Raw genomic sequence first — 24,675 nt, 5'->3', positions numbered from 1 at the left:
ATGCTATCTCCTGATTATCTGTGACAGGTGGAACAGTCGGTAGGAGCGTTGTTCTCCCGGTGGCAGTTGATACAGTATCCCATATTCAGGGATGCTACCTGCTTGACCTTGACCATTTCAGCTACATTGCCGTGGCATTGCGAACAATCCACGCCTCTTGAGATATGGCGAGAGTGATTGAACTGAACATGATCCGGAAGGTCGTGGATTTTCACCCACTCGATCGGTTTCTTGTTCGAGTAACTTTCGCTCAAAAATTTTATATCTGGGCTGTTCTTTGCAACAAGCGAGTGACAGTTCATACAAGTTGAAGTATTGGGAACCGTTGCATGCGCGCTTGTTTCTACACCAGTGTGACAATAACGACAGTCTATCTTATTATCACCTGCGTGAATCTTGTGGTTAAAAGGTATAGGCTGATCCGGAGAGTAGCCTACATATTTGGAGGGAGAAAAAATCAGGTAAGCCACTGCTGCAATAGCAATAAGCGGAACCGAAAGTTTCAAAGCTTTCTTATTCATTCGTGAGAAGTCCCGTGGGTTCCAAAATAAGGTTTGGGAACAAGGATTTTGGCTTCGGTTAAAATTGCAAGTAAACGCGTAAAAACGCGATTGGTTTGGCGATTTCTTGCATTTTTATCTGAGACTTAGTATCAATTAAATGGATACTATTTATACTTAATTAAGGTCTATTTTAGAAGATAAAAGATCTCGAATACAAAACTAAGTTTATGATAGATATGATTAGAACGATCGTTCTTGGTGATAAGAAAATTTCTGGCTTTTACTTTCTCATATAACTAAAATATGAATTCAAAAATCTAATTTGGAAAGAATGATGCACCGCGCACTGATCCGATTTCTGGGAATTCCCTTCGTTTTCCTAATAACAATCTCCACTATCGCGAAAGGTCCTATAAAAAAACTCAAAGTCACAAGCTTCAATTCCTACTTTTTATATGATGAGATAGGAGATTCACACAAATTCCCTAAAGATAGAAAGCATAGAACGGAAGAAGATTTTACTAAGATCAAAAAGATCATTTTATCCAACCATCCGGATATAATCGGATTCCAAGAAATAGAAAATGAAACAGCACTTCATCATATTATAATAAACGAATATGAATGCACAGCCACCGTCACTCCGGGTTATTCACAAGAGTTAGGGCTTTGTTGGAAGAAGGAACTGGGTAAACCTATTATCAGCGAACTGGAACAACTGTCCATTCGCCCGGGACTCAGAAAAGGACTACTTGCAGAGTTTAACATTGATGGTAAGAAGGTCTCCGTGCTAGTCGTTCATTTAAAAGCAGGCCATTCTCCTAAAGATAAGAAGGAAAGAAAGGAGCAGATACTTGCACTAAAGGATATACTACCCTCCCTAGGCAAATTCGTCCTATTAGGAGATTTTAACGAGGTCCTGGAAAGAAGAGTAGATCTTTTGAAAATCCTGCAAAGAAATCTAAAACTTAAAGTGGCGAACTATAAACAAAAATCGGATTGTTGGCAGCATAATGACGGATTTATAGATTATCTGATCACGAATATGGATTGGCAACAAGGAAGTTTTGTCCAAACCAAGTTTGAATCAGATGACGGCAATTTCGATGGGAATCCAAGCGCAGAAAAAGGCCTTTCGGATCATTGTCCCGTAAGTGCAGATCTGTTATTAGAGAGATAATGGACAGTAATACAAAATGTAAAAAAATATCCAACATCCTGCACCGGAGATATACACAGGACGTTAGATAAGATAGAGGTGCCAATGTCGTTGCATTTTTATTTTACCAAAACAATCTTAAACCCAGAGGATTATATTCCTTTAAATATCTATCTTTCGTAATGAACACAAAATTGAAACTTACTGCCTGCCAGACTAAAAATCGATCAAACGGATCGGCATGTTTTCCAGTCGGCAGCTTAAAATAATTCGCAAATATTTCAGGAGAATCTCCTATAAATTCGAACCCGGCTTCTCTAATCTTCCTAGGCAATTGCTCGGGTGTTATCCCCTGCAAGTCTATCTTTCTTAAAGAAAATTTCAGGGAAATTTCCCACAAAGAAATACTACTAATAAAGATCCGATTCCTGTGGTTTAGAATTTCTGATTCTACTTTATAGGATAAATTCTCCGGCTGAAATAATACCCATAAGATCGCATGTGTATCTAATAGATAATTCACAGATTCAGAAATTCCTCCTCTGTCATTTTGAAATCATCAGAGATCTTAAAGGAGGCTTTTCCTTTTAAGATTCCCAGTTTTCTCTTTTTGGGTTTTCCAACTTTATTAGCCGGAATTTGGTTTTTTGTTTTAGGCTTTTCTTGTTCAAAACCTACCAAAGGAAATTGATATTTGAGTCCTGTTTCTGTCGTTTTCATGACCCAAGGATGTTTACATTTTTCTAATTCGTCAATCAGAATGATCTCAATTTGCCCTGCACTACCGGAATATTGGTTCCAAGTTCGTGTTACCTCCATTTTTGGCAGCTAACGCGAACTCGATGCGTCTTACGTTTGTTGCGGAATCAAAGTTCTCGTTTCAAAACTTCTATATCCGAATTTAATTCTTGGATAGAAGACTTCATCTTTCCGTTATAAATTCCACGTAATCTACGTTGAGGATCTAAAAGATAAACATGATCCGAATGAAGAAAATCATTTTCAGTGAGTTTCTTTTTAGCATCCTCTTTCGGGATCGCAGTGTCTGCATTAAAGGAATCTCTTGCTAAAGCATAAATTTCCTTTTGGTTCCCGGTGAGAAGTTTCCATTTTTCGTAACGGATCTTTCGTTTAGATCCGTATTCTTTTAGGACCTGAGGAGAATCCAGATTAGGCGTAGCGGAGAAGGACAAAATTTGGATATTAGGATCTGCCTCAAATTCCTTCTGTACCAAACTCAAATTATTTGTGATCGTTGGACAGATCCCTGCACATTTAGTAAAGAAGAAGGAAACTACGGTAATTTTTCCCTTACAATGGCCTTCCGAGACATTCTGATCCTCCTGATCCTTCATTATAAATTTGGAAATCTCCCTAGGCTTAGAAGAGTTTTTATTTTCCCAAATAGGTTGCAGATCCTTTCCATAATACAAAGGAAGTTTGTCTTTTTGTGGAACGGAGAAGTCCGTGATCTCTTCCGAATATTCCTCTTTCGGATCTTTAGTACAAGCGGTGAAAATAGAAAACAATACCAAACTGCAGAATAAAATTTTAGAATAGGATCGTATTCCCATCTTCATCTCCCCTAACCTGGCTGCATAATTTCCCACCGGTCATTCCGTATGCTCGTCCCTGATAGATCACAAAGTTCATATAGATCTGCCCGTTCTCTCTCCACATCTTCTTTCCGATCACTTTTCCATGATCGAATTTTGCGTAAGAATATAATGACCCTGAATTTCTCCATTCCCATTGGGAACCATGGAACTGACCTTCTAAGTATTCATTATGAAAACGTTTTTTACCGTCGGGGAACCAACCTAGATGAGTTCCGATCTTCTTCCCCGCAGAAAATTCTCTTTCCGCCAAAACCTGACCGTTTGAATGCACATCCTTTTCAATCCCATCAGGCAAACCGTTCTTATAGGAAGTTACTCGAAAAACTCCTAATTCTTCCGACTTTGATTCCAAAAGTCCGTAGAACTTTTCTCCTCTATAAAAAACGATCCTTCCATTTCGAGTAATAGAAGGATCCGTACTTGCAACCCGAGCAGGATCACAAGCAACTAGAAAAAAACAGATCGCAAGTAAATAGAACTTCAATCCGACCTCTATTAGTCTACAGAACCTGGAGTTCCCTTGAAGTAACTTCCAATAATGTATCCGTTATAACCGGTATTGTTTTCAACGTGATAACAGTATGTTCCATCCGGAAACTCCGTTGGAGTACAAGAAGTTGTATGAGTGGTAGAATCCAATGTAGGATAGGAGCCTGATTGGTTCTTCTTTCCATAAATCGGGAAACCGTCCAACATGAGCCCAACCAGATTATCATCATTATTTGTGATCTTATAAGGTTCAGTATGATAATGATATTTTCCGGTATTCTGAGGGTGACCTTGGGCAGGATCCATTGTGTAATATTCAGTGGAAAAAGAATCTCCGGGAGCTGCCTGGTTATTAAAGATCACAACTCCCAATGTTGTAATTCCCACGGAATCCGTCCCTGCATTGGACTGAGAACAATCAGTGACAGTAGGAGTAGTAGGAATGGTCATTGTAATATTTTGGACAATGATATGATTTGGATTCGTATGAAAGCCCGAATCCATAGCGCTATCATAGTAAGGACTATCCCCGGCTCCAGTATAGTAAGAACTTGAATGAGGAGGCCTATCGGTAGTTGTAATTACATAATTAGAACCGACTATCGCTACGGTCACACAGTGAAAGTTTGTCTTCATCCAACAAGGAGCCTCTGCGGGGATACTGGTAACGCAAGTTGGACCTCCAAAACCTAGATTATCCGCTGTCTCGCTGATCGCAGTCGGACAGGACGTATTGGACGTCAAAGTTGTAGGCATTGTAGTGGTGGTTGTAGGTTTACATTGGGAAGAAGACAATAAAACCGCAGCGGAAGAAAGATCGGTCCCTCCGGAGCTATCACAATTCCAAACAAGAACCGCAACAGCAGTCAACAGAATAGATCGTAAACGAAGCATAACTACTCCAAACTTATTAGTTTAGAATAATCTACGAAATCTTTCGGATGAATTCGACCGTCCCAATCGGCTCGAACCATATTTTTAGGATTTTAGGCGGAACCCACTTTGGAAATTTCTTCCAGGTACTGGGTCGGTGTCTTTCCTGTGACTTTTTTAAAAGAAGTGTTAAAAGTAGACTTTGAATTGAACCCATACTCAAGGGCCAATCTCAAAAAATTAGGACGTTCTTCCGAAACATTTTCCAAAGCGGAGATGATCTCTTTGATCCGATACTCGTTTACAAAATTATAGAAATTTGTTTCCAACGTTTCACTTAATATTTGGGTGATATAGAATCTAGGAATATCCGTATTTTCGGAAAGTAGATCAATGGAGAATTCAGAATCTTTATAAGGTTTTTCGGACTCCATATAATTTCGGATCTTAGAAAGATATTCAGGGATCATATCTTCTCTCAGTCCTGATTTTTCGTATTTTTTACGATCTTCTTCCACTTCCTCTTCTTCATTTAAAGTTCTTTCTTTAAACGCATGTAACTCTCTATGAGTGTAAACCACAGTTTGCCTCACGCCGAACCAGCAGAAAAAAACGGAGAATGCGAGCACTGCCGCACCTCGAACCAGACGGGGTTGGTAGGATTCAGGTGGAAGATCTGTGAGCAGCAAACCTTCTAATAAAATATGAACTCCTGTGGACAGTACGAATAATACCAGGCTCCAAAACATCCATCGTAAATCCTTAATACTATCTATATTAGAAAAATGATTTACCATATTCCTTCTATGCCTATTCAAAAGTAAAAATGTCCAAACAGAATACACGAGCATAGAAGTGACAAGCAACCCGCCATTCGGATGAAATCCCCTGCTCGGTCTATGCCAATCATGAGGAGAAAATTCATCATCAGTTTGGATAATGAATAATTTAGCAAAAAGTATAAATAGCAGGATTATAAAAGGAATAAAATGAAGAAGGTCCGCTTTCCTAAAATCCCTGCCTTCAGTCGTTAGATTTTGAATATACAATAATAATAATGGACCGTATGTATAAGGGAAAAGAATAGTAAAATCCAAAAATTCGGGACCCCATTCGAATCGATGGACAAGCAAATGCCCAAGATGAGGAGCTGCCAGGAATATTATAAATATCGAATAAATAGAATCGAAAGAATATTTAGGTCTTTTAGTAAAGATCAGAAATGCGGAAAAAACGCAGATCGTAAATGAGATGATCGGGATCGCAGGGACCATGACTAAATTTGACCCGGGAAATCCCCCGGTTTGGTTCTCCATCTTCTATGTACCCAAAAATATTGTTCAGGATACAGCTTCACTTCTTCTTCTAACGCTTTGGTCCAAACTTCAGTGTAATGACGAATTGCTGCTTCCCTGTCCGAGAACGCGGATTTATCTACAAAGCCAAGATCCTTTACTCGGACCATAACCTTTCCACCTTCTCCGCATAAAACCGAATAAAGCAACATTTTTGCGCCGGTTAAGTATGCCATCAAAGCGGGACCTTGGTAAGTAGAAGCTTTTCGATTGAAGAAGTCCACAAAGATCCCGACCTTACCTGCATTCTGATCGGAACCGAATCCCACCCAGTATCCTTGTTTTAACATTTTAGTAACTTGGCTGGATTCTTCTGTGGAAACTAATTTAATTCCATTCTTACTTCTTAATTTATGAATGAGTTTATCCACGAAAGGGTTTCGGACTTTTTTATAGATCCCTCCTCCCTTCATTCTGATTCCCATGAACTGCACAAGAATTTCCCAAGTACCGAAATGTCCCGAGATCAGAACAACTCCTACGCCTTCTTGGATCGTTTTTTGTTCGATTGCCAAAGACTCTGCATCATAAACCAGATATTTATCCATCCACTTGCGGCTTAAACGAGGAGCAAATAAAGTACCTGCGAGAAGGTTACCTATATGAAGAAAACTTTTCCATACGAGTTCCTTCTTTTTTTCTTCCGAATAATCGGGAAACGCGTAAGAAATATTATCGTAAGCGATCTTACGATGTTTTTTAGCGAGAGGATAAAGAAGACATACTAAAAATCTTCCGTAGACTAAACATGCTCTATAAGGTAGAATCCTAAACGGCAGATAAAATAAATATAAAAAGATATAGGGAATAATATAGCGAACCAAGGCAGATCCAATTCTTGTTTTTCGAACATAAGGATTCGGTCTAGTTTCTTTGACAAGCAAAAAGGCCTCAGTTCATTTGGTATAATATCTCGAATAAGATCTGAGTTCCCAATTTTAGATTTTCTATACTAATACTTTCATTCTTACCATGAAGCATCGTAAGTTCTTTTTCGTTCAGTAGAACAGGGATCAACCCATAACATTCCATGCCTATCTGACGAAAGTAAGCATTATCCGTTTTGCCGGGAGAAATAAACGGAGTCGCAACACTTCCGGGAATTTTACGAGTCGCAACCGAGGCAAGTTTTTGGAATAAGATAGAATCTAGTGTAGAAATATCGGTAGGCACTGTAGCCGCAGGCTCTACTTCCACTTCATATTTTTCTGCGACCTTTTGGATCTCTTTCAAATATTCCAAAGGATCAAACCCAGGAAGAAGTCTCACATCCAGTTTTGCTTCCGCTAAGGAAGAAAGTACATTATGACCTTTACCTTCCTCCGTCTTTAGGCCGGAAACAGCTTTAGTATTCCGGGTAATAGCACTTAGTTGCCTGCTCGCTCGAATAGGTCCGTATAATAATCTTCTTAAAACCGGAATATTTGAATTTTTTAATATAAATGATTTAGGAAAAGAGCTGATACTTCCTAATTGGTAGAAAAATCCTTGGGTTTCTTCCGAGATACGAATATCAGTATCATATTCTAAAACTTCCGTTAAAAATCTCAAAAGCCTAAGGCCCGGATAATTTTGGCTGGGAGTACTTCCATGTCCCTGCTCTCCTTTTGCTCGTACATTCAACCAAAGATTTCCTTTTTCTGCATATTGGATATTGAAGATGATACTTCCAGGAATGGCAACATCCTTGGTGCCGAAACTTCCCTCGTTCAACATGTATCCGTAACCTTTAAATAATTCCGGATGAGCTTTTAATAAGAACCTGGCACCTCTTTCACTACCGGATTCTTCGTCGGCCATACTTAAGAACATTATTTTTCTTTTAAGTGGAATAGTGGATCTTTTGAGTTCCAGAAAAGAAACGATCTGCATTGCAATAAGGCCCTTACAATCCAAGGCTCCTCTTCCATGGATCCTGCCTTCTTTGATTACTCCTGCAAAAGGATCTTCCGTCCATTCTTTAGGATCTGCTTCTACCACATCCAAATGATTTCCTAAAATTAAACCTTTTTCAGAAGTTGGAATATTTGGCTCCAGTTCCGCGATCAGATTCACTCTATCCGGATGCCCTGGCTCGGAGATAAATTTAGTCTTAATACCTTCTTTTTCGAAAATAGATCTGATATATTCTGCGGCTTGTTTTTCGTTTCCTCTTACAGATTTGATCCGGATCAGATCTGTTAGGATTTTAACAGCTTCCGCTTCTCTTTTATCCCAAGAAAGGATACGATTCTCTTCCTTCATAGGAGTGTTTTTAATGGGAGATATGACACATTGAAATAAGAATAAGATCGCACCGAGGAATATGGAACGGGAAAAATTCATTCGTCATTTTTAAAAGCAGAATGATTAAAAGTCGAGAATTACTTATGGATTTTCGCACAGAGGCCCGCAGAGAACACTGAGATTAGTGATTAAAAAAATTATTTCAGGAAATTAAACATTCCTATGGCTCTGTGTTCTCCGTGAACTCTGTGTGAAAAAAGAAATACAGTAAAAGGGAAAAGTAGCCCCAGGAGGACCCTGGGACCAAAACCAAACCAGGCTCATAACAAAGCCTACTTAAGAATTCGGTGGGTTTACAAAATTTCCCTTATACTTTTTTTCTTAAATTTAGAAAAAAAGTATTATTTAGAATTCGAAGCTGCCGCCTCTTTTCCAGGTTTAAAGCGGATCTTTCCTAAATATACCTTAGTAGTCAAAGAATCTCTTTTAGATTTTAAGAAGAAACCGAACTCAGGAGTTGCCACCTTATAACTCTCATATTCAGCAAAAATATCCAGATCCACTCGATTCGCAGTGAACTCATCAAAATGAGGCAGATATTTTTCGGAGATAAGTATCATTCTTTCTCCATCCTTCTGTAGAGCTTCGAAAAGAACTTCCGGATCAAATAAGGTCCTAGTGATACGTTTAGAATAAAACGCATAAGATCTTTTAGAGGCAGGAACTCCGAACATCAAAAACTTTTCTTTTCCAGGTTCCGCTTCTCGTATGATCTCCCCCACTTCTTTGGAAGGTTGGTAAGAAACAAGCAATGGATACGCATACAAACTTACCAAAGTAAAGAAGAAGGAGACGGATACCACCAAGGTTCCAAGCACCGCTTCCGTTTTGAAATACAGTAGAATGATTGCTGCAATTCCTAGATAAATCGCCACCCAAACATAATAGGAAACCGGAACATCCATAACCAAGATAGGAAATAAGATCCCAGCGAATACGAATCCCAAACTAGTCAGATAAACTAAAATTTTACCTATAAAAGAAAGAGATCCTTGAGGACTTTCGATCAGTTTAAGTAAAAATCCGGAACCGATCACCGCTCCCGCAGGAAGGCACCAGTAAATGTACTGAGGAAGTTGGTATTTGGAAAAGCTGATCAAGAACAAAAATAAGAATAACCAGAACGCAGGAACAAAATCCTGATCCTTCCATTCATTTTTTCGAATATTAGAGAATAGACCTTTGCCCCTTTTTTTTACAAATCCGATCAAATTCGACACTATCCAGGCGACAAGAGGCAGTATGAATATTCCGAACGCCCATGAGAAGTTGGAGTAAAAGAAGAGTGGATTGAACTTTTGGTCGTACATCTTGATGTAAAAACGACCGAAAGATTGGACCCAAAGAAAGAAATAAGGTCCGTAAGTATTGAATTCCAAATATAAAGGAATAGACCATAAGAATGGAGGAAGTAATGCTAAAATCCCTCCAGGGAAAAGTTTCATCCCCAGAAGTCTTTTCCAGTCTCTTCTAAAAAGTATATCCCCGCCAATTCCAATTCCTGGAATTACGACTGCGATCGGACCTTTTGTTATAAAGCCAAGTCCCATCGCCAAATACATCGCATAGTAATAGGCCGGATTTTTTTTGGTTCCTAAATAATAAAATGCGAATACTAAAATGATATAAGGAGTTACGTATACGTCTATCTTAGGATCCACCACCATCGCATACAATCCCGGAGACAACGCGTATAGAAAAACGGAGATCCAGGCACGTTTACTATTTCCTGAATACAGCTTAGTAATCGTGAAGACTCCCCAAAGAGAAAGAAGAGTCATTAAGATCGCAGGCAGACGAAATGCGTAATTATTTTGGCCGAAAAGAGTAAAAGAAGAACTGATCTTCCAAAAAGTGAGGATCGGTTTGTCTAAGTATCTTCTTCCGTTGTCTCGGATAAAAAACCAATTTCCGCTGTCGGTCATTTCCCTACCGATCTCTGCGTATTGGGAAGAATCAATATCGATCACATCCAGAGGAAATGTCAGAAATAAAGGCAGGACAGCCACTGCTAAAAGGAACCAAATAGAATATTTTACGAGCGGAACGTTTTTCCCATCCTGAACGAAATTCATATTTTTATAATACTCCAATTAATAGAAAAACGATAATATCAATCCATGAGCCCGGATTCCATGAGGCAGCGTGTAAATCCGGTACATGTTTTTTCAGACTCATAGCAAGGCATTGCGTATCCTTGTTCTCTCAAACATCCGGATTCACATTCGATCTGCATGAAACTTTTTTGTGAGGCTTCCATGGGTCCCGTGGCTTGGAATTGTTTCTCCACACAAGAGGTGAAAAATCCGCAGATCTCTTGGCATTTTTGCTGGTAAGGATCTTTACAATCGGCGATCCCGATCATAATAAAAGAAAATAAGAATAAGGTCGAAAGAAAGTACAGCCTCATTCCAGCTAGGTTATTCGATACGTATCTAAGGTCAACTTTTTGCGGCGAGCATTCCGCATGCTCCGTTGATGTCTTTTCCAGGGGACCTTCTATTCAAGATAGGAACTCCTGCAGGTTCCAGATGGCGCAAAAACTCATCTATTTCCTGATCGGTAGGCCTTCTCCAACCGAAGAACTCAGTGTTCAAAGGGATTACGTTTATTTTACAATCCAGTCTTCTTGCGATCTTCACCAATTTTTTGGCGTCTTCCGCACTCATATTCACGCCTGGGATCATCACATATTCGAATGTGATCCTGCGTTTTAGGACTTTGGTATATTCTAAGGCGGCGTCCAAAAGTTCGGGAAGTGCGAACTTCTCTTCTATATCCATAATCTCTTTTCTTCCGTTCGGATCGGGATGATTGAGAGAGATTGCAAGATTATAAGGCTCTTTATTTTCTATAAATCTACGGATACCGTTCACCACACCTGAAGTGGAGATGGTAATTCTTTTAGCGCCCATTCCTAAAGCTTCTCCATCATGAAGAAGTTTTGCTGCACGCATTACATTAAAGTAATTATGCATAGGTTCGCCCATTCCCATAAATACTATGTTTGTGGCACGATCACCTACTATCTTTTCCACTTGGAGGATCTGATCTATGATCTCTCCCGCTTTTAGATTTCCCATATAAGGAAGTTTAGCAGTGGCACAGAATTTACAATTTAAGGTGCATCCTATTTGAGAAGAAATACAGATCGTTTTTCTTCCACCGTCACCGGAAGGGATCCAGACGGATTCGAATTCTTTTCCGCTTCCAGGAACGGATTCGAATGTGAATTTTTGAGTGCCGTCTACTGATTTTAAATGTTTAGCAACGCTGATAGAGGAAAAGCTGAACTTCTCCTTTAATTTTTCCTTTAGATCCTTACCGATCGTGGAAAATTCTTCCCAGGACTCGTAACGATTTGCGTACAATCCATTATAAATTTGTTTAGCTCTAAAAGGTTTTTCACCCAGTTCCGAAATGATCTGAGTGAGTTCCTCCAAGGTATGACCCTTGACGGGGATTTTTCCGGATCCATTCTCCCCTAATTCAGTATTGGGAATGGTCTCATTCACTTGCAGGAATCCTTATATTCTTTTTCTGCGTTTTCATATCCCAAGTCCCAGGCCTTTTTATAATCCTTGCAGGACTCGACTTTTCTTTTTAAGGCAGCGTAACCCAATCCACGGTTGAAATATGAGATCGAATCGTCCGGCAGAATTTTCAAAACTTTGGAATAAGAATCCACGCTCTCTCTGTATTTTCCGGAAGCGTAATTTGCAAACCCTAAGGCAAAGATCGCTCTAGGATATTCTGGTTCTAATTGTACTGATTTTTTAGCGTCCGCCAGACCTTCTTTCGTTTTTCCTAATATACTCAATTGGATGGACCTTTCCGCAAATGCGTACGACTTTATCAGACCGGAACGGATGGCCTTATTCATGTCGTTTAAACCTTCTTCCTTTCTTTCCAGACCGAAACGACTTAACCCTCTATAAAATAACGCATCCAGATCCTTTTCGTCCAGAGAATACGCGGAATTAAAATCGGTTTCAGACTCGGTGTATCGATTCAGATAATATTTACTTAAACCACGATTATAGAATGCGGAAGAATTTTTAGGATTCACTGCGAGATAACGATCATATTGGGAGATCGCATTTTCGTATTCGGATGCATTATAAGAATCTAAACCTTGTTGGAATAGTTCGTTCAATTCTTGGTCAGTAAGAACTTCGGTAGGAGCATTACGGCTTGCTGATTCTTTTTCTAATTGGTCCAGAAAAGAACTGATAGTAGCGGTGATCCAAAAAAATACCGCATTAGGAGTTTCAGTCTTTTCCTGTTCTTCCGGTTTTACCGTAGAATTCGTTTTTTCAGGTTCGTTAGAAGAAACAGACCCATCCGGAGAAAAGATCTGAAATCCAGCCAGGATCAAACCAACCACCAGGAAAATACCTAATACTCTCTGCATATGATCTGTATGACCGGATTTTAAAAGGAATACCAGCTTTTTTCCGGTTAGGAAACAGCAGAATCCGAATGTTCGGAAATAACTTTCCCGTCTTCCAAGATCATTCTGATGAGCCTAGTCATCTCCACGGAATATTCCACGTTCAAATGTTTAGTCACACCTTCGCAGAAACCGTTGATGATGAGAAGTTTTGCATCGTCTTCCGAAAGTCCTCTGGATTGAAGATAGAAGAGTTGGTCCTCATCGATACGAGAAACAGTCGCCTCATAGTTCAAGGTACCATTCTGCCCGCTTACATCATTATAAGGATAAGCATGTGACTGGGAACGGTCATCCATCATGAGACCATCACATTTCACATGGCTGTATGCGTTAGAAGAACCGGTGGTGAATTTTACCAAACCTCTGTAAGAGTTGATCCCACCGTCCAAGGAAACACCTTTTGCTAAAATATTACTACGAGTGTTTTTACCTACGTGAATAATCCTTGCACCAGTATCTTGGATCTGACCGGAACCAGCAAAAGCCAAGGATAGAATATCACCTGTAGAATTATCACCTTGTAATACGATACCCGGATACTTGATCGTATTTGCGCCTATATTCACATCTGTCCAAGTGATATGAGCAGCCTCATGACAAAGACCGCGCTTAACGGTCCAGTTGTACATATTCTTTTTCCAGTTTTGGATCGTAGTGTAGAATATTTTGGAATTCTTATGAGCGATCAGTTCCACCACTGCAGTATGGAAATTTGTGCCCTTGTCTTGCACGGAAGAACATCCTTCCGAATATTCCAACTCCGCCCCGTCTTCTGCGATGAGAAGTGTTCTTTCATATTGACCGGAAGAAGCTGCACTCACTTTAAAATAAGCCTGTAAAGGCATAGGAGTTTTAACACCTTTCGGAACGTAAGCGAAAGATCCTCCTGAAAACACTGCTGAGTTCAATGCGGAAAATTTATTGTCCCCGATAGAAACAACGGTCCCTATATATTTACGAACGATCTCAGGATATTCACGAATAGCAGTATCAATATCGCAGAAAATAATTCCTAGATCGGTAAGTTCCTTTTTAACGTTAGCATAAACAGTCTCTGAATCTTCCATGGCTTCGATCCCGGCCAGGTATTTTCTTTCGTGTTCAGGGATCCCGAGTCTTTCAAAACTTTTTAATACTTCAGGATCTACTTCGTCCCAGGATTTTTTCTTTTTACGATTTGCGCCTATATAATGCACATACTCGTCTATATCCACTTTGAAGTTGGGAAAAAATCCCCAACCAGGCATAGGTTTACTTTCATAAATTTTAAATGCCTCTAGACGGAATTCGGTCAGCCAAGCAGGCTCATTTTTAATATGGGAGATGGACTCCACCACTTTGCGTGTAAGTCCTTTGGGAAAATTATCCGCACGATAATATCTGTCTTCGTCGGAAATGATCTCAAGTGCTTGTGCCATAATATTCTTCTCCCATATCTTAGACTTTAGAAAGATCTTATGCAACCTTTTCCAGGGTCTGAAGTGCGAGTTTTGCCCGAATGAGGGCTATATAACAAGATTTTAAGGGAAAGGATGGGTGACCAGGAGAAATTAGAAAGGAGAATCCGGTCCTAAGACCGGATTTCCGAAAGAATGGATTAGTTTACCGCAGAGAAGTATTCTTTGGACTTTTCTGGATCCGCTTTCATGGTTTTTTTGCCTTCGTCCCAGTTTGCAGGGCAAACTTCGCCGTGTTTTTCCACGTATTGGAAAGCTTTCACTAAACGGATCGCTTCATCAATGTTTCTTCCTACAGGAAGGTCATTGATTGTAGACTGACGGATCACTCCAGCAGGATCGATGATGAAAGTTCCTCTTAAAGCCATTCCGCCTTCTAGAAGAACACCATAATCTCTTGCGATCGACTTGGTTATGTCTGCAATTAGAGGATACTTGATATCTCCCAATCCGCCTTGTTTACGAGGAGTGTTTTTCCATGCAAGGTGAGTAAAAGCGCTGTCTACGGAAACTCCCAGAACTTCCGCTCCGATTTTTTTGAAATCGTCCAGTTTTGCATCATACTCGATGATTTCAGTAGGACATACGAAAGTGAAGTCGAGGGGCCAGAAGAATAGAACAACCCACTTTCCTTTATAGTCGGAAAGTTTGATTTCCTTGATTTGCTGGCCGATTACGGCTTCTGCTTTAAAGTCCGGTGCGAGTGAAGTAACTTGAGGCATTTTGCTCTCTCCTATTTAGAATCATTCTAAATTTAGACAGCCAGGATGGAAAGCAGTTTTTCTTTTTTAAGAAATTCCAGGATTTTTTTCTAAACCGCTTTTTCTGTCAGAATTTCAGACAAGACGGGTTCACTCGGACTCGGAGGCGCAGAGAACAAATATGGCACGCAGAGACGCCGAGGCGCAGAGAGGAGTCAGGGCTCAAGAGTTCCTACCATATTAAAACCCTCTGCGACTTAGCGCCTCTGCGTGAGAAAACCCTGCGTCTCTTCTAAACTCTGCGACTCACCCCTTAGCCATGAGGTATTTTTCCATGAACTCTGTGATGTCCTTGATGTTCCGGTTGATCATCTTTCTGAGTTCGGGAGGGATGTTCTGCGATTTGATCACTCGATAATAGTTCAAAGCATTCTTCAACATTTTGCGGCGGGCAAATTCTTGGGCCTTGATCAGCATCGGTTTATACTTATAATATGAGTATTCCATAATACTGTAATTCTTGGAAAGTTTGAATGAGTGAGGTATCTTTCCGAAATCATAAGTTAATGTTAAGAAGGGAGCATCATCCACTTCCGGAGGTTTTAACTCCAGAATACCATGGATCATTTTAGGCTCGTCGTCCCCGCCTCCGCTTGGACTTTCCGGCCTATCCTGGTCTAAAGGTTCGAGACCTCCGTCCAACACTTCAATTTCAGGAGCTTCTTCCGCATTTGGAATGGGAGAAGGTGCAGCACCTGCCGGAGCCGGAGCGCCTGGTCCTGCGAGCGGAGGAATTTCAGGTGTATATTCTTCGTGTTTGGTTTCATCTACTGGATCAGGAAGATCGATCTTAGGTAATTCAATCGGACCTGGTGCAGGAGCAGCTTCTCCACTTGGAGCAGGTGCAGCTTGTGGAGTTCCTTCAGGTTCTCCTCTTAGAACTTTATCTTCCGGATCAGGTAAACGGATCGGAACTAGATCTAACTGAGGAAGAACAGGCGCAGCATAACCTGGGATCTGATCCGAAAGAGGGTATTCAGGTCTTGGCCAATCCTGAGGTAAAGGTTCTTCTAATGCTTGCTCTTCTCTTTCTTGGCGTTTTTCTTCCGCCTTCTTCTTGAGATAATCATCTCTCTCTTGGAAAAGATCTTCTCTTCTTCTGTCGTCTTCTCCTCTTCTATCCTTGCGAGAACCTTCTCCACCTCTTCTTTCTCCTTGAGAACGGCGATCTTCTCCCGTTCTTCTATCGACAAGAGGAAGGTCCTTAAACTTATCCCATTCATCCGTGAAGAATGTATCTTCAGGAAGATCCATCTCATTCGGATCTAAATGTGCAGGATCTTTAGGCTTGGGAGAAGGTTCAGAAGGAGCAAAATCTTCCGGACTTACAGGACCTGGCCCGCCGCTTGGTGGAGGAGCGCCAGGTGGGGAAGGAACTCCCGCACTATAAGAAATTGGTGCACCCGGTGGAGGCGGAGGCATCTGCCCGGAAGAAGGAGCATAAGAAATAATTTGATAGGATACTGGCCCTGGTGGCAATTCAGCAGGAAGTTTAGGTGCCTCCGTTCCTGGAGGAGCTTGGATCTGTATCGGATTTGAAAATCCTTGGGAGAGACTGCCGCCCAAAGCTTGGCTGATATCCTTGATCGCTTTGACCAAGTCTCCCATAGGAATAGGAGGTCCTGTATAATTAGGATCATCAGGAGTATAGGTCTCTTCCTCCGGAGGAGAGTTGATATGATCTTCTATCGCTTGGATATTATTATCTATTTTTTCATTAATATCCGAATCTGGAATTCTAGCGTTAGTTCTCTTTAAGATCTCCAACGCACCTAAGAAATTTTCTTTATCTACTAATGCTTCCGAATGTAAAAGAGGTCTTCTATGATGCGCATAACGGGAGTTATTGCGGATGATATCATCCGTTGCATGAGGAAGTTGTAATTTATCCTTCTTCTTTAATCCTGGATAATTAGGTTTTTCACCACCGGCAGGAGGAGGACTCCATTCTTCTTTAGGCTTTTCCGCTTCTGCTTGCCCACCACTTCTTTGAGGCGGAGAAGAAGAGGAAGAAGTAGAAGGATCTTGGTCTCCTACGTTGACTAATTTTCCTCTATCAGCTGGAACGGGACTTCCTTCACCGGAACCACTCGACCCAGGACCGCCGCTTCCTCCGGAACGTCCGCCACCTGGAGAAGGCGCAGAACTTCCGGAAGATCTATTCGGATCTCTGAATAAAGTGTAAGCTCCTGCTCCCGCAGAAAGTAGTCCTAATAATAAAAGAAGTGCAGTCATCTAAAAGATTCTTACCTATTATTTTCGACAGAGTATTACATCGTTCTTAAACAGCAATCAGTAGCTTTTTCGGATTGACACCATGAATGTTAAGTAATAACTTGACATATATGAAATCAACGGTTCGGGAAAACCTGAGCTTCGGGTCTAGTCCTGACAATCCGGACGGTCTTCAGTTAAAGATCACCTTTGATGAGGACACTAAAACCGCTTACGGTGACTATACGGTTCCTGAAAAGTTCCAAGGGTCTCCGGACGTGATCCATCCCGGAATCATCGCTACTATTTTGGACGAAATCATGGCCAAAATCAATGAGGCGATGAATTTTAAAACAACAACCGGCGAGTTAACGATCCGTTTCTTGCAACCTGCGCAAGTAAATCAACCTCTGCATTTACGCGGCTGGTTCGTTAAAAAGAACAAAAAAGTGATCGAAAACAGAGCCGAAATTGAGAACGAGATCGGTAAAATCGTTGCCCGTGGTAAGGGCAAATACATCGAACTCGATTCCTGATCCAATAAGGAATTATAAAACCCGCCGATGTGGTGGAATTGGTAGACGCACTGGATTCAAAATCCAGCGAGGGCAACCTCGTGTCGGTTCGACTCCGACCGTCGGCAGGGTTATTTACCTAGTAACAGAAGCAATCGCTTCTTCAAACGCATCCTTCTCCACTTGATCGATCGCTTCTAAGATCAGATCCATTTCTTCTCTAGTCATTCCTGAAAACAATTCTTCTCCTTTTGTGAGAATTCCTGCACCTAACATGATACCTTCTACTTCTTCAGGAGTATAAGTTTTAGGTTTGGACTTCATTGTTTTAACAACTGCATCCATGAGTTGTTTGATCTTAGAAAGAAGTTCCTTGTCTGAAAGTGTTGCGAATAGTTTTAAGATATCTTGTCTGAACTCATCCGCATCTTTTTTAGAAACGGAAGCAAGCACTTGATCAAAATTCGATTTGTTTTGGAGATCCTTTCCCTCTTTTAATAATTCTTTTGCCTTGGAGAACATGATCTCTTCGAATCTATGAGCGGTTACATAAGAATGTAACGCAGCAAATCCTGCTTGGAATGCGGATCTTAAATGTCGGCCCAGTTTGAATACTGCCATACTCAAAGAGCCTAGAAGTCCGAATACTTTTGGAGGTGAATGTACAAATCCCGCCAATGATTCGAATGCACCGTCTAATTTTTTCCTTCCCTCGTATTCAGGGTATAGAAGTTCCAGAAAGTAACGCACCAAAAGATCCACCTTTTCTTCCGGAATAGAGGAGAACTTCGGATATTTGGAAAGATTGTTTTTGGAATATCTTCTTTTTAGAGCCTCTCTATAAGCGCTTATCAATTTAGGAAATTCAGATTCTTCAGATAGAGATGCCATACTCGGGATGAGTTTGGGACTCTACTGTGAATTGGGAAACTAGTTTTTTGCACGCAGAGGTGCTAAGGCGCGGAGGTACCCACAAGGCATTATCACAAAAAGTGATTCTATTCAAGTTGATTTTTTTGGGATCCGATGTTGGAATTCCTAGATTTTCCATTCTTTTCGAACTAATTCATACTTTGCGGCATTCGCTTCTTCGAGAGCTTTTTTCAAGTGAGGCAGCACCCAGGGTTTTGTATCTTCTCGGAAAGTATCTCTGTAATTCCAATTGTCTTGGAACATTCTTTTATAATATTCTTTCGGATCTACTGTTACTATGAATTCCACTCTTTTGAGTTTAGAAAATTCTTCTTTTGATAAGTTTACGCGAAGAAGAGCGGATTCTCCCGGGGAAAGTCTTGTATCGTAAATTTCCTTCTGCAATTCCAGATCCAACATCCAGCCTAAAGTTTTCTCGGAGATCTTTCTTCTTTCTCCCTTTATAGATTCTGTCCAAACTTCTAGATATACTTTCGGGACTGAATAACTTGGGAAAGAATGTCCTACGCCGGAGTTCTTTAGTTCGGCGAGAATTTCGGCGCCTTCTTCTTTTGGTAAAACTTGTAAGAATGTTTGGACTCCTTGTTTTACCATTTCCGGATCGGAGATACCTTTCCATTCATGTTTTCTGTCAGGCATATGGCAGTTCTGGCATTGTACATTCGATCTTGCAAATTCGGACCTTCTCCATTGTCCGTACGTATCCATCAGGAACTTTCCGTTTACCTGTTTTGCAGTTTCAGGAGATTGGTGGCAGTTTTTACAAAATTCGGACTCTTCGAATTCTTTTTGAGGAATAAAACCTTGGTGAGGAATATTCGAATTTTGGAATATTCTATCCTTATTCCCGTCTTTTGGGAACGGCCCGTAAACTTTTCCTTTTCGGAGATGGCAGCTTGCACATTGTACTCCGTTTTCTTCGGAGCCTGATTTCCAAGCAGAGCCGGAGGCTTCTTCCCAACCTAAACGAGAGAATAATAATGTTTTGGTTTCAGGATTTGGGCTATGGCAGTTCATACAATTTTCGGATCCGTGTTTTCCGATCCTAGGTAATTGCCAAAGAAAGCCCGGGCCGATGGCCCGGGAGTGAAGAGTCGACTTCCAGGAACCGAACTGTTGTAAATGGCAGCTCCCGCAAGAGGCCGGGTTCGGATCTACTGTAATCGAGCCTTGGGATTCGAGGGGGAATGCCCAATGCCTCTGGTGAAACCCTTCTTCTTTACAAAATAATAAGAAGAAGGCTGCCGCGATCAAAGCGGCGAAGAAGAAGAGAGAGGTTATCCTCCGCAAGGATTTCCTCCTCCACCTCCTCCTGAACCGCCGCCACCTCCCCCGCCGCCGGAAGAAGCGGAACCTGAGAGATATTTTTTATCCTGGTCTATGATATCATTCGTACCTTTCGCAAAGCTGCGTTCCGGAGTGAAATAAGTTCCTAAATTAGAAATATTGGATGCGTCTATCCCTGACCTTCCTACGTTATACGTGATTGACTCTGTCACTGAAGAACGATCCGTTCTCCAAGAGGATACAGCACTTAGATTGGACCAAGCGCCGTTGGAATCATAAGCAAGAGATCCCCATTCCACCCAAGAGCCGTCATAAAATCTGGTAGGATATCCCAGGATCGCAAGAGTAGCAAATCCGGTGATAGAAGATCTTACATTCGTTCTGCAATATGTGAGAACAGTTTGTCCTTCCGCATATCCGTTGGATGCGAGTAAATTTTGAAGATCCGATTTCGGCAGGAACTCCTTATTCGCATTGATAAAATTCGTGAACCAAATGTTTTTAGCACCTTTGATATGACCTTCAAAAGATGTGTAACAACTTGGAGTATCCGCGCAGGTATAATTAGAAGGCCCCACAGTGGATCCGGTCCCGTCATATTCGGTAGAAGCTCTCGCATCTAATATGAAACTTCCTCCGGCAGGAGCAGGAGTGGAACCTGTGAATGTCGGATTTGTGATCCCTTGCACTGCGTTAAAAACATCCGCCAATGTAGCCTGCAAGATAGTATGATCTCTATATAAACTTCCTACGGCTCCTGCTCCGTCGCTTGTGGGAACAGTGTAGGAAGACCCGCCAGTGAGCTGAGAAGCCGCGATCTTAGTGGAGACAGCACCGTTCAAAACTGCAAGATGTGTTTTTTCCACTCCCCAATAATACAATGTATACCAGGAACGAAGAGTCATCATCAGATTTCCATCCGAAGGAACATCCTGTGCAAGAACGATCAGATCGGTTGTAGGGTTCACACCGAAACGTTTTAAGAACGCATCTATATTTTTCCCCTCCGGAACAATTGTCTCGGTATCGAGCAGGCCGTTAAATCTGGTCTGTCCGAAAAATGTATAATCGGTAGAACTCGCACTGATCCCATACACTCTTACACCAGTCTCAGGTCTTACATAAGAACCCGCAAGTGCTCCTCCGCTGATCTGAAAGATGATCAATCTTCCACCGATCGCAGGAGGATGATTTGCCGCCCAATTGGATCTCCAAGCTTCCAAAGTGGAAGCGGTGATAAGTCCGTATGTATTGCTATTATAGTCGTCGCTCGATACGGACAAAAGTTGAGACGTATTGAACACCTCCACGGGTTGTATTAAAGCAAGCTTTTGATACGGAGTGAGATACTCCGGAGCATCGCAGGCTCCCAAAAAAGGAATTAATGATAAACAAATTCCTAAATTTCTAATTGTTAAACCGAACATATTCTCCTCCGATCTACAAGTTAAATGGAAAATTGATCAGGAACCCGAAGGTTCTTAAGATTGCGGTGTTATAACCGGCATAGGTATGAGAATAGAAGAAGTTATAATAATTCCCGTACTTATCCGTATAACCTAAACTCACTTCCAGGTTATGATAGATTTCCTTTCTTCCCCAGGCGGGCCTTTCATGTTCTAGATAATAATTGTACCAATCCGTTCCAAAAGGTGCAATGGAAGGCGGATTTACCTGGATCAAGTTTAATGGAGGTGTTCCTCTTGGATCGGCAAATGCATATCCTCCCTGACCGATCTGTCCCCTGCTTCCGACTATGAAAATAAATGAATCGAAGAAACGTTTATACAAGGCTCCGTAATAAAGAATATCATCGGGCACAGGTCTTTCTCTTTTTCGATAACTCCATTCACCCAAAGCACCAAGTCCCCAAACATTAAAGTCTTTACCTAAATAGATATTTACTTCGGCGCCGTTTGCTCCATCTCCCAAGGCCTGAGGGTTCCTATCATAATCACCTTTTTTGATCCCGCCGATCCGAACGCTGACTGTCGGAACCCAAATGGAATCATAATCGTATTCATCCAAAACCTTATAACGTAAACCTGCTCTGGAATCTATGATCCCGTACTTATCCGGTTGTTCCGGAGAAGTTAGAGTTCCAAAATAACGATCTATCAATTGGACCCTTCCTAATTTACCAAAACCGGTTTGCAGATCCACGGTAAGTCTGTCTGTGATCCCATACTCGAAAGCAAGAGCGCCTACGTTGATCCGAACATCATCGTCGTAAGTGTTATGGTATTTTCCCACATATGCCGAATTATAAACCGAATTTACCGCAGTAGTCCGGACCCATAATTGTCTTTGATAAGGCGCCCAAACCGTCTGGGAAAATAATTCCCCTATAAAAAAAGGTTGGGCCAAAAATAGAAGGGGAAGAAAAACTCCCTTCTTAAATAATAATTTCATTATATAAAGATTCCCTGATTAATCCTTCTTCTCCTCCAACTTCACATTGAAGCGGATACTTACGAAAAATTCCAAAGCGGAAATCTGCTCTTCGGATAATTTACCTGCTAAATCCTCTAAGTTGACCCTTCCTTTTTCGGAGTTGGGTAAAGAGCCTTGTAGGTATTCCAACCTGTTTTTTTGGGTTTTTGCGAGATCTTCTTTTTTCGTGTCCAGGGCGACTTCTCCGTTATAGATAGCCTTGCCTAGATTGAATTTTTCCCTTTCTTTTCCGCGAAGTGCCTGTCCGGCCACCCCGCCTCCTCCGAATCCACCGGAGGCTAAAATTACATCCAAAGATGAGAAGAATAATGCGCCTATCAGCGCCGAGATGTATAATATTTTCATAAAGCAGTAACTCCCTCTTTTTATTTTATGTTACAGAATTGAAAGGGGCGGAGATATCTCCGCCCCCGTTGTATAACGTAGTTTATTGATTTTTGTAGTTCCAATCCTCTACGAATGCTTGTTTGGTTGTGGTCGCCGATGAATTGATCTGGAAATAATCCACAGTGGATTTTTTCACACCTGTATTATAATGAGCTCCCAATCCGGATCCTCTCGCGCCGGACTCGATCGCACCTTGAACGTCCGCGGCAAATTTAACCGGAACGGAAGGATAAGAAGAAGCTCCCGCAGTCACATCATCATTGAAATTTCCGGAAGGAAAGTTTCCTGCCAAGAATCCGAAGATACTCCATCCATCTTCTAAGAATACGGAAGGACGTCCTAAGATCAGCTGAGTTGAAATTCCACTTGTTTGAGTTCTGGTATTCGTTCTGCAGTATTGAAGAATAGTCTGGCCTTCTTCGTATGCAGGTGCACCTGAGTTAGGTCCGCCAGTGGTTCCGTAAGTGTCCCAGATATCCTTAACATCCGCTTTGGATTTGAACTTAAGAGTGTTAAAAGTTCCGGCAGCGGAAGCTCCATAAGCATAAGTGTTATCCAAAGTAGAACGATCTACAAGATTGTAGTGAGGAACGAAAACCGCACCTTTCAAGTGACCTTCAAAAGCGACAGCTCCTCCTCCGGACTTAGTAGTTCCAGTGGTGTTCTCTCCACCGTTATACTCCTGCCATCCAGCAGAAGAAGTATAAACGCTGATATCGTTGTTATTGTTCGCAGTTCTGTTATCCGAGATCAGAACAGTGGAGGAAAGTCCTTTCACACTATGATGACCGTTGTTCTTAGCAACTTCGATCGTATCTTCGATACTTAATGTTAGAATTCTGTTATCAACATTCTTAAGTTGTTTAACAGAGAAAGTCCCGTTCAAAGGAGGAACGGACTCGTCAGTATCATTACCCAATTCCGCTTCAGGAAATTGTCCTTTGATACTTCCGTTCAGGATTGCAAGATGTTGGTGAGCAACTCCCCAATATCTTAATGTATAATGCTGGTGGCCGATGGATCCGTAGTTGTCTCCGTTACCGCTTGCAAATACGATCAGGTCCTTAGTAGGATCTACTCCGTAAGTTTGGAACCACTCATCTACACTTGCTCCGCTTAAAAGTCCGTTACCTCCGGTGGTTGCAGTACCGCCTGGAATAGAGATCAAACCGTTGTATCTGGTCTCTCTAAAAGTTTTCCAAGAATATAAAGCAGTGTTATTTCCTGTAACCGCGACAAAAACTTTTACGCCGGTTTTAGGAAGGATTAAACTTTTATTCGCATCCGTTCCAGCTTTATTCGCTTGGTAGATTACTAGGTTTCCGGTAATCCCCGCAGGTTTATTGTTTGCCCAATCGTTAACCCAGCTTCTTAAAGTAGCCGCAGTGATCAGACCGTATTGGTTATCGTTATAATCATCCGCAGACTCGATAGACAGATCGGAAGCACTTGCTACTTTCACACTTGAAGTTCCTCCTCCAAGAGCAGCCAATGCTGCAGCGGAACTGTCAGAAGATCCCTCTCCACAATTCCCGAGTAATCCCAGCGCAATTGCCAGGAGGCTCGAATAAATGAGCGTATTTTTCATTTTGTTCTCCTAAATGCTGGTCCGATCGGGGTTCCCTCATGTTTATTCCACTGCGGACTCTAAACACAAAGTCGAGAAAAGGCTCCGTTTTTACCAAGATTATTTCAATATAACGAACAAATAATCCAATAGATTGAACAATATATTATAATAAAGGATCAATTTTTTAAACAAAACAGAATAAACATGAAAAAATGGGAAACAAAATGGATCCGGAAAATAGTTTTTGTACCCGAGGGCACGTCATTTTCCGTTAAAGCAGAATATTCAGAAAATCGAAATTACCTTTTCATAAAGTGATTTTTAACCCGATAAAAACAAAAAAGGATCCGAAAGATC

The 24,675-nt window shown here is 41.3% G+C and carries 24 protein-coding genes and 1 tRNA gene; 3 read left to right on the top strand and 22 right to left on the bottom strand.

The genetic code is table 11. The features are described from left to right. Positions 1-14: 14 nt before the first annotated feature. Positions 15-521 (bottom strand): cytochrome c3 family protein, encoded by a 507-nt coding sequence (locus tag EHR06_RS05260; protein ID WP_008594443.1) that lies wholly within the window; start codon positions 519-521, stop codon positions 15-17. Positions 522-837: 316 nt separating this feature from the next. Between EHR06_RS05260 and EHR06_RS05255 the strand changes: the two genes are divergently transcribed. Then, positions 838-1,683, top strand: a complete 846-nt coding sequence (locus EHR06_RS05255) for an endonuclease/exonuclease/phosphatase family protein (RefSeq protein WP_135756106.1) — start codon at positions 838-840, stop codon at positions 1,681-1,683. A gap of 103 nt (positions 1,684-1,786) precedes the next feature. On the opposite strand, the gene EHR06_RS05250 is transcribed toward EHR06_RS05255, so the two are convergent. The 15 genes from EHR06_RS05250 to EHR06_RS05180 all read right to left on the bottom strand — a co-directional run bounded on the left by EHR06_RS05250 (position 1,787) and on the right by EHR06_RS05180 (position 17,193). After that, a complete protein-coding gene (locus EHR06_RS05250) occupies positions 1,787-2,185 on the bottom strand; it encodes a type II toxin-antitoxin system VapC family toxin (protein ID WP_135756015.1) in 399 nt (132 codons plus the stop codon). Beyond that, positions 2,182-2,481: a hypothetical protein gene (locus EHR06_RS05245; protein WP_244288499.1), complete on the bottom strand. Its 300-nt coding sequence runs from the start codon at positions 2,479-2,481 to the stop codon at positions 2,182-2,184. The genes EHR06_RS05250 and EHR06_RS05245 overlap by 4 nt, the downstream gene beginning before the upstream one ends. Before the next feature lie 47 nt (positions 2,482-2,528). Then, positions 2,529-3,236 carry an SCO family protein gene (locus EHR06_RS05240; protein ID WP_135756014.1) on the bottom strand — a complete coding sequence of 236 codons (708 nt, stop codon included), beginning with the start codon at positions 3,234-3,236 and terminating at the stop codon, positions 2,529-2,531. Beyond that, entirely contained in the window at positions 3,214-3,765 is a 552-nt protein-coding gene (locus EHR06_RS05235) for a toxin-antitoxin system YwqK family antitoxin (RefSeq protein WP_135756013.1), read from the bottom strand. Before EHR06_RS05235 ends, EHR06_RS05240 begins: the two co-directional genes overlap by 23 nt. A gap of 11 nt (positions 3,766-3,776) precedes the next feature. Beyond that, entirely contained in the window at positions 3,777-4,664 is an 888-nt protein-coding gene (locus EHR06_RS05230; protein ID WP_135756012.1) for a YHYH protein, read from the bottom strand. Between the two features lie 92 nt (positions 4,665-4,756). Then, positions 4,757-5,959, bottom strand: coding sequence for a helix-turn-helix domain-containing protein (locus EHR06_RS05225; RefSeq protein ID WP_244288498.1), 1,203 nt, complete (start codon positions 5,957-5,959; stop codon positions 4,757-4,759). Beyond that, the gene (locus EHR06_RS05220) at positions 5,920-6,822 is read right to left on the bottom strand and encodes a lysophospholipid acyltransferase family protein (protein ID WP_135756104.1); all 903 of its coding nucleotides are present in this window, start codon (positions 6,820-6,822) and stop codon (positions 5,920-5,922) included. Before EHR06_RS05220 ends, EHR06_RS05225 begins: the two co-directional genes overlap by 40 nt. Before the next feature lie 67 nt (positions 6,823-6,889). Then, a complete protein-coding gene (locus EHR06_RS05215) occupies positions 6,890-8,323 on the bottom strand; it encodes a M20/M25/M40 family metallo-hydrolase (RefSeq protein WP_135756011.1) in 1,434 nt (477 codons plus the stop codon). A 302-nt stretch (positions 8,324-8,625) separates the two neighbouring features. Further along, positions 8,626-10,359, bottom strand: coding sequence for an ArnT family glycosyltransferase (locus EHR06_RS05210; RefSeq protein WP_135756010.1), 1,734 nt, complete (start codon positions 10,357-10,359; stop codon positions 8,626-8,628). Between the two features lie 38 nt (positions 10,360-10,397). Beyond that, entirely contained in the window at positions 10,398-10,694 is a 297-nt protein-coding gene (locus EHR06_RS05205; protein WP_135756009.1) for a Cys-rich protein, read from the bottom strand. A 31-nt stretch (positions 10,695-10,725) separates the two neighbouring features. Beyond that, the gene (rlmN, locus tag EHR06_RS05200; protein WP_135756103.1) at positions 10,726-11,787 is read right to left on the bottom strand and encodes a dual-specificity RNA methyltransferase RlmN; all 1,062 of its coding nucleotides are present in this window, start codon (positions 11,785-11,787) and stop codon (positions 10,726-10,728) included. Positions 11,788-11,795: 8 nt separating this feature from the next. Continuing rightward, positions 11,796-12,698 (bottom strand): tetratricopeptide repeat protein, encoded by a 903-nt coding sequence (locus EHR06_RS05195; RefSeq protein ID WP_135756008.1) that lies wholly within the window; start codon positions 12,696-12,698, stop codon positions 11,796-11,798. A gap of 47 nt (positions 12,699-12,745) precedes the next feature. After that, positions 12,746-14,158, bottom strand: coding sequence for a Fe-S cluster assembly protein SufB (gene sufB, locus EHR06_RS05190; protein ID WP_135756007.1), 1,413 nt, complete (start codon positions 14,156-14,158; stop codon positions 12,746-12,748). Between the two features lie 179 nt (positions 14,159-14,337). Further along, the gene (locus EHR06_RS05185; protein ID WP_135756006.1) at positions 14,338-14,919 is read right to left on the bottom strand and encodes a peroxiredoxin; all 582 of its coding nucleotides are present in this window, start codon (positions 14,917-14,919) and stop codon (positions 14,338-14,340) included. Positions 14,920-15,204: 285 nt separating this feature from the next. Continuing rightward, positions 15,205-17,193 (bottom strand): hypothetical protein, encoded by a 1,989-nt coding sequence (locus EHR06_RS05180; RefSeq protein WP_135756005.1) that lies wholly within the window; start codon positions 17,191-17,193, stop codon positions 15,205-15,207. Between the two features lie 110 nt (positions 17,194-17,303). On the opposite strand from EHR06_RS05180, the gene EHR06_RS05175 reads away from it, so the two are divergent. Both EHR06_RS05175 and EHR06_RS05170 read left to right on the top strand, forming a co-directional pair. Beyond that, entirely contained in the window at positions 17,304-17,708 is a 405-nt protein-coding gene (locus EHR06_RS05175) for a PaaI family thioesterase (RefSeq protein ID WP_008595600.1), read from the top strand. A gap of 23 nt (positions 17,709-17,731) precedes the next feature. Further along, positions 17,732-17,815, top strand: a tRNA-Leu gene (locus tag EHR06_RS05170). Between the two features lie 7 nt (positions 17,816-17,822). On the opposite strand, the gene EHR06_RS05165 is transcribed toward EHR06_RS05170, so the two are convergent. From EHR06_RS05165 to EHR06_RS05140, 6 genes are all read right to left on the bottom strand, one after another. Beyond that, positions 17,823-18,578, bottom strand: coding sequence for a hypothetical protein (locus EHR06_RS05165; RefSeq protein ID WP_135756004.1), 756 nt, complete (start codon positions 18,576-18,578; stop codon positions 17,823-17,825). Between the two features lie 147 nt (positions 18,579-18,725). Beyond that, entirely contained in the window at positions 18,726-19,910 is a 1,185-nt protein-coding gene (locus EHR06_RS05160; protein WP_135756003.1) for a multiheme c-type cytochrome, read from the bottom strand. Next, complete coding sequence (locus EHR06_RS05155; RefSeq protein ID WP_135756002.1) at positions 19,898-21,334, bottom strand: sulfurtransferase; 1,437 nt, start codon at positions 21,332-21,334, stop codon at positions 19,898-19,900. Before EHR06_RS05155 ends, EHR06_RS05160 begins: the two co-directional genes overlap by 13 nt. A gap of 13 nt (positions 21,335-21,347) precedes the next feature. Beyond that, a complete protein-coding gene (locus EHR06_RS05150; RefSeq protein WP_135756001.1) occupies positions 21,348-22,319 on the bottom strand; it encodes a hypothetical protein in 972 nt (323 codons plus the stop codon). Positions 22,320-22,337: 18 nt separating this feature from the next. Next, the gene (locus EHR06_RS05145) at positions 22,338-22,706 is read right to left on the bottom strand and encodes a hypothetical protein (protein WP_135756000.1); all 369 of its coding nucleotides are present in this window, start codon (positions 22,704-22,706) and stop codon (positions 22,338-22,340) included. A gap of 82 nt (positions 22,707-22,788) precedes the next feature. Next, positions 22,789-24,336 carry a sulfurtransferase gene (locus EHR06_RS05140; RefSeq protein WP_135755999.1) on the bottom strand — a complete coding sequence of 516 codons (1,548 nt, stop codon included), beginning with the start codon at positions 24,334-24,336 and terminating at the stop codon, positions 22,789-22,791. Positions 24,337-24,675: the final 339 nt, after the last annotated feature.

It is taken from the genome of Leptospira dzoumogneensis, from assembly GCF_004770895.1.
Lineage (GTDB): Bacteria > Spirochaetota > Leptospiria > Leptospirales > Leptospiraceae > Leptospira_B > Leptospira_B dzoumogneensis.
Note: the sequence above shows the minus strand (reverse complement) of the source record. Positions and strands in the feature narration are given on the sequence as shown.